Origin of the sequence: uncultured Amnibacterium sp., assembly GCF_964244015.1 — a bacterium.
Lineage (GTDB): Bacteria > Actinomycetota > Actinomycetes > Actinomycetales > Microbacteriaceae > Amnibacterium.
This window is the reverse complement of sequence record NZ_CAXTHO010000164.1, coordinates 1-5,072: the sequence shown is the minus strand read 5'-3', so window position 1 is coordinate 5,072 and position 5,072 is coordinate 1. Positions and strand designations below refer to the sequence as shown.

Annotated in this window: 5 protein-coding genes; 1 reads left to right on the top strand and 4 read right to left on the bottom strand. The window is 71.3% G+C overall.

Features of this window, described 5'->3' with window-relative positions; translation table 11 throughout:
- Positions 1-299 precede the first annotated feature (299 nt).
- From glgP to ACFE67_RS13915, 4 genes are all read right to left on the bottom strand, one after another.
- Positions 300-2,882, bottom strand: a complete 2,583-nt coding sequence (gene glgP, locus ACFE67_RS13930) for an alpha-glucan family phosphorylase (RefSeq protein ID WP_375407475.1) — start codon at positions 2,880-2,882, stop codon at positions 300-302.
- 201 nt (positions 2,883-3,083) lie between these two features.
- Positions 3,084-3,656: an RNA polymerase sigma factor gene (locus ACFE67_RS13925; RefSeq protein WP_375407474.1), complete on the bottom strand. Its 573-nt coding sequence runs from the start codon at positions 3,654-3,656 to the stop codon at positions 3,084-3,086.
- Complete coding sequence (locus ACFE67_RS13920) at positions 3,653-4,237, bottom strand: hypothetical protein (RefSeq protein WP_375407473.1); 585 nt, start codon at positions 4,235-4,237, stop codon at positions 3,653-3,655. The genes ACFE67_RS13925 and ACFE67_RS13920 overlap by 4 nt, the downstream gene beginning before the upstream one ends.
- A 129-nt stretch (positions 4,238-4,366) precedes the next feature.
- Positions 4,367-4,933 carry an AAA family ATPase gene (locus tag ACFE67_RS13915; protein ID WP_375407472.1) on the bottom strand — a complete coding sequence of 189 codons (567 nt, stop codon included), beginning with the start codon at positions 4,931-4,933 and terminating at the stop codon, positions 4,367-4,369.
- Between the two features lie 7 nt (positions 4,934-4,940).
- Between ACFE67_RS13915 and ACFE67_RS13910 the strand changes: the two genes are divergently transcribed.
- Positions 4,941-5,072: ATP-binding protein (locus ACFE67_RS13910; RefSeq protein WP_375407476.1), on the top strand; the 132-nt coding region annotated here is incomplete at its 3' end.

The window sequence follows — 5,072 nt, the reverse complement described above, 5'->3', positions numbered from 1 at the left end:
CGCCCGACCCTCCTCCTGTACGCCGCGCGCTGACCGAGCTGCTCTTCCGCTGGTCGAGGAGGCCGTCCGCGGCCGTCTCGAGACCACCAGGAACCTGACGGCCGTTCGAGCGGCTCCGAGTGGCCCCTTCGAGAACCTCAGGACATCGCTCGAGACTCGCTGGCGCTCGCACCTCGACCAGCGCGAGACTGAGGGACGCGCGCGGGCCGGCCCCGGCCGCAGGCGTCAGCCGCACGGCCCGTGCAGGGCCGTGCGGTACGCACAGCCGCGCCGCAGCGGCGGCGGCGCGGCCGTAAGTACTAGTGCGCGACGGCGACCAGGCCCATCTCGGCCGGGTCGGCCAGGTACTCGTTCTTCGGCACGACGCGCACGTTGTAGCCGAATGAGCCCGGGCGGAACAGGGTCACCGTGCCGGCGAAGGTGTAGGAGCCGTCGGAGGACGCCGGGCCGGGCGTGGCGACCGCGTCATCCTCGAGGGGGGTCAGCTCCACCGTCGCCGTGTTCACCAGGTCGTCGCCCTCCCGGGACGTGCCGTAGACGACCTCCACCGCGACGTCCGCGGGCGTGAGGGATCCGAGCTGCACCTGCGCGCGCACGTGCAGCTGGTCCCCGACCTGCGGCACGCGGGCGAGGCCCCCGGACTCCACATGGATGACGGAGACGCCGTTCCAGCCGTTCGACACGGCAGCCTTCCAGGCGGCCAGCTCGCGGCCGCCCGCGTAGTCGCCCTCACTGATCGCCTCGGCCGCCTTTGCCGCCGGCATGTACAGCCGCTGCACGTACTCGCGCACCATGCGGTCCGCCGACAGCTCGGGCGACAGCGTCGCCAGGGTGTGCCGCACGTTCGCCATCCACCGGGTGGGCACCCCGGCGCCGTCGCGGCGGTAGAAGCGCGGCGCGATCTGGTTCTCGATCAGGTCGTACAGGCTCTCGGCCTCGAGCTTGTCGCGCTCGGCGGCGTCACCGGCGGCGTCGGCGGACGGGATCGCCCACCCGTCCTCGCCGTCGTAGTACTCGTTCCACCAGCCGTCGAGGATCGACAGGTTCAGCACCCCGTTCAGCGCCGCCTTCATGCCCGACGTGCCGCACGCCTCCAGCGGCCGGAGGGGGTTGTTCAGCCACACGTCCGTGCCCGGGTACAGCACCTGCGCCATGGCGATGTCGTAGTTCGGGAGGAACACGATCCGGCGCCGCAGCTCGGGGTCCTGCGTGAAGCGGACCAGCTTCTGGATCAGCCGCTTGCCCTCGTCGTCGGCCGGGTGCGACTTGCCGGCGATCACGATCTGGATCGGCCGCTTCTTGTGCGTGAGCAGCGCGATCAGCCGCGCCTCGTCCTCGAGCATCAGCGTCAGCCGCTTGTAGGTGGGCACGCGGCGGGCGAACCCGATCGTCAGCACGTCGGGGTCGAGCAGCCCGTCGAACCAGGCCGGGGCGGAGGCGCCGGGGTTCTCGTCGAGCCAGGCCGCGGTCACGCGGCGCCTGGCGTCCGCGACGAGGTTCGCGCGCATCCGACCTCGGACCGCCCACAGCTCGGCGTCGCTGACGCCTCCACCCGCCCAGTCGGCCGCTGTGGTGTCGGACGTGCCGAGCTTCTGCTGCGACAGCTCGAGCAGCAGCGGATCGGTCCAGGTGGGCGCGTGCACGCCGTTCGTGACGGAGGTGATCGGTACGTCGGAGGCGTCGAAGCCGGGCCAGAGCCCGTTGAACATGCCGCGGCTGACCTCGCCGTGCAGCTGGGAGACACCGTTGGCGTGCTGCCCGAGCCGGAGGCCCATGACGGCCATGTTGAACATGTCGCCCGATCCGCCGGAGTAGTTCTCGGCGCCGAGCGCCAGGACCTCCCACACGTCGACGCCGGGCAGCAGGTCCCCCGAGAAGTACTGCTCCATCAGGCCGCGCTCGAACCGGTCGATGCCCGCGGGCACCGGCGTGTGCGTCGTGAACACCGTGCCGGCGCGCACGACCTGCAGCGCCTCGGCGAAGGTCAGCCCGTCGTGGATGAGCGTCGAGATGCGCTCGAGTCCCTGGAAGCCCGCATGCCCCTCGTTGGTGTGGAACACCTCCGCGTCGCGCCGGCCGGTCAGCTCGGTCCAGATCCGCAGGGCGCGCACCCCGCCGACGCCGAGCAGCAGCTCCTGCAGCAGCCGGTGCTCGCCGCCGCCGCCGTAGAGGCGGTCGGTGACATCCCGCAGAGCGTCCTCGTTCTCGGGGATGTCAGTGTCGAGCAGCAGCAGCGTCACGCGCCCGACGGCCACCTGCCAGATCCTGGCGTGCAGGGTGCGCCCGTAGGGCAGCGCGAGCGACACCAGCGCGGGAGCGCCGTCGGCATGCCGGGTGAGGGTCAGCGGCAGGCCGTCGGGATCGAGGACCGGGTACGCCTCCTGCTGCCAGCCGTCGGCGGAGATGGACTGCGTGAAGTAGCCGGCGCGGTAGAAGAGGCCGATGCCGGTGAGCGGCAGGCCGAGGTCGGAGGCGCTCTTCAGGTGGTCGCCGGCGAGGATGCCGAGCCCGCCCGAGTACTGCGGCAGGGCGGCGGCGATGCCGAACTCCGGCGAGAAGTAGGCGATGTGCTCGGGAGCCTCGGTGAGCGACTGGTACCAGCGGGGCTCGGTGCAGTAGGTCGCGAGGTCGTCGCGCAACGCGTTCGCGCGGGCCACGAACGCGCCGTCGGCGGCGAGCGCTTCGATCCGCGACGGGCTGACCGCGCCGAGCAGGGCGACCGGGTCCCCCGCGATGGTCTGCCAGATCTCGGGGTCGATCTCGGAGAACAGCTGCCTGGTCGGCTCGTGCCACGACCAGCGGAGGTTCGCGGCGAGCTCGTCCAGAGCCGACAGGGAGGTCGGCAGAACGGTCCGGACGGTGAATCGGCGGATGGCTTTCACGACGGACGGCTCCTCGAGGCATCGGTGGCTCCGTCACCATACGGGGTGGCGGTGACGCCGTTTCGAGCGGATGCGTAGACGGCACCGCTGCGAAGCCGCGGGTCCGCAGTGGGCCACCGGTGGCCGCGCATGCGGTGTCCCGGGAACAGGGCCGCATCAGACGCCGGCACCGGTCGCCCACACGGATTCCCGACGCGGGAGTTACTCGGACGCTGCTTCGAGCTGCTTCTTCAGCACCCCTCTGGCCCGCGCATAGCGGCTCCGCACGGTGCCGGCGGGGAGGTCGAGGAGGCGCGCGATCTCGCTGAGGGTGAAGCCGTCCCAGTGCAGCAGCATGAAGATCTCCCGATCCGGGGTCGGCAGTCCCCTGACCAGCTGCGCGGCGTACTCCGCGTCCGGACCGGGTGCTGACGCTGCTCCCCCGAGCGTGCTCGTCGCTGCGGCGTCGAGCTCGGCGCGCAGCTGTTCGACGAGCGCGCTCCTGCGCCCTTGCCCTCGCCGGTGAGTGGAGAGCACGTTGCGGGCGATGCCGTAGACCCACATCCGGCCGGCCTCGTCCCCTTCCGGGAGGTCGCGCGATCGTCGCCACAGCACGGTGAAGGTCTCGCTGAGGAGGTCCGCTGCGTCTTCGCGTGGCTGCACCCGCCGGGCGAAGTACGCCAGCAGCGCCTCGCCGTCTCGCTCGACCAGCGCCGTCACGCGCGCGGCGTCGGCCGTCAGGGCGGTGACGCGGGCGGCGCGCTTGGCACGGGCCTCCGCGAGCTCGGCGCTCAATGCTGGCCGCCTTCGCACGACATCGACCAGCCGCTCCAGGACGCCGCACCGTCGGCGTTCACGCCGGAGGAAGCGACGCCGGGAAGCGCGCGGACCGCGACGGTGTGCAGCTGATCGCCCAGCACATCGGTGAAGCGGGTCTCGATGGCGTCGTCGTCGCTGAGCCCCGCAGCGGCCGTGTCGTAGGAGCGCTGGCCGATGCCGGACCAGTCGTGCTGCTCGACCAGCGCGTCGGCGGCGTCGGCCTGCTTCACCGACAGATTGGTGAACTCCAGGAACGCCTCGCAGTGGTTCTGGTACCCGGTGATCGAGCGGTACTCGATCGCGATCGACGCCTGAGTCCGGTACATCTCGGGCTCGAGGCCCTGGAACGGCGGGAGCTTCATCAGCGCCGCGGTACCGGTCGCAGCGGCGAGCAGCACCACTCCGGAGACGGCCGCGACAACAACCAGAGGCCGGCGACGGCGACTGGACAGCCGTCCGAGTCGGCTCTCCTCCGCCAACCGCATCACCGCGGTCGAGCGCACCCGCGGGACCGCCCCCGCGTCTCGCACCAGCTCGTCGAACTTCAGCTCATCCATGGCCCACCATCCCGGGTCGAAGAACACCTACGACCCATACATGGCCGGCAGGGCACCATCCGTTGCGGTGGACCATGCGTCCTGGTACCCAGTAGGGGGGCGTGCCGGCGAGCGGAGGAACGGCCGGACCTACTCCCCGCTCGGTTCGCGCCGCTCGATCCGGGCGACTGATGACTCTGCAGCGCGGGATCGGATCCGCACCAGGAGCGCGTCGAGCGCGTCGGGTGAGTGGCTGTCGGCACCGGCGAAGGTCAGCGCTGCTTCGGCATCCGACTGGGCTTCGAAGCCCGCGAGATGCTCCTCGAGGATCGCGTCGAGGACATCGGCACGGTCACCGCTCGCGCGGTTCGCTGCGATGCGCGCACGCTGCTCCTCCGGGTCCAGGCGCACGAAGACGATCACCATCGCGACGCCCGCGCCGGACGCGACCGCTCGCCACTCGTCGCGCAGGAACGCGGGTGAGCTCGTGTCGTCGATGACCACCGACCGGCCGGCTGCGAGCGACGCTCGAGCACGTGCGTGAGCGATCTCCTTGGTCTTCACCCATTCCTCGAGCGCGACGCCCTGCCCGCTTGAAAGCCCGCGTTCCGCGTTGATTGCGTCGAAGCCGACGACCTCGGCCGGCAGCCGGACGGCAAGCTCGCTCGCGACGGTGCTCTTGCCGGAGAACGACAGCCCGCACAGGACGACCAGCACCTCAGCGATGACGGATCCAGATGTTCGGTTCGCGGAGAGTCCCCTGGTCGCTGTCACGGTCGATGACGACGGGCCGGGCATCCCGCCCGACGCGCTGGAGCGGGTGTTCGAGCCGTTCTTGCGCCTGGAGGCCAGCCGC